At 72.1% G+C, this 617-nt stretch carries 1 protein-coding gene; it reads left to right on the forward strand.

The features are described from left to right. Positions 1 to 617, forward strand: a 617-nt coding sequence (locus LPA54_RS35055; RefSeq protein ID WP_228984645.1) for a response regulator transcription factor, incomplete at both ends; no start/stop codon positions are given.

Here is a 617-nt window from a genome sequence, read left to right on the forward strand (position 1 = left end):
ATCCGCGTACTGATCGCCGACGACCAGCAGATGGTGCGGCAGGGCTTCACCGTGCTGCTGAACACCCAGCCCGACATCGAGGTCGTCGGCCAGGCGGTGAACGGGATCGAGGCGGTCGGGCAGGTCGGCGAACTCGCCCCGGACGTCGTCCTGATGGACATCCGCATGCCCGAACTCGGCGGCATCGAGGCCACCGCCCGCATCACCGCCGTCCACCCCGAGGTGAAGGTGCTGGTGCTGACCACCTTCGACCTCGACGAGTACGTGTACGAGGCGCTGCGCGCGGGCGCCTCCGGCTTCCTCCTCAAGGACGCCTCCGCCGAGCAGCTCGCCGAGGCGGTCCGGGTGGTGGCGGCCGGGGACGCGCTGCTCGCGCCGGGCGTCACCCGCCGGCTGATCGCCGAGTTCTCCCGCCTGGACCCGCGGCCCCGCACGCCCCTGCGCCGGAAGGTGGGCGACCTCACCGAGCGGGAGACGGAGGTGCTGTCGCTGATCGCGCAGGGCCTGTCCAACGCGGAGATCGCCGTACGGCTCGTGGTGGCCGAGCAGACGGTGAAGACGCACGTGGGCCGGATCCTGGTGAAGCTGGGCCTGCGCGACCGCACCCAGGCGGCGGT

Origin of the sequence: Streptomyces sp. DH12, assembly GCF_020873895.1 — a bacterium.
In the GTDB taxonomy this organism is placed as follows: Bacteria; Actinomycetota; Actinomycetes; order Streptomycetales; family Streptomycetaceae; genus Streptomyces.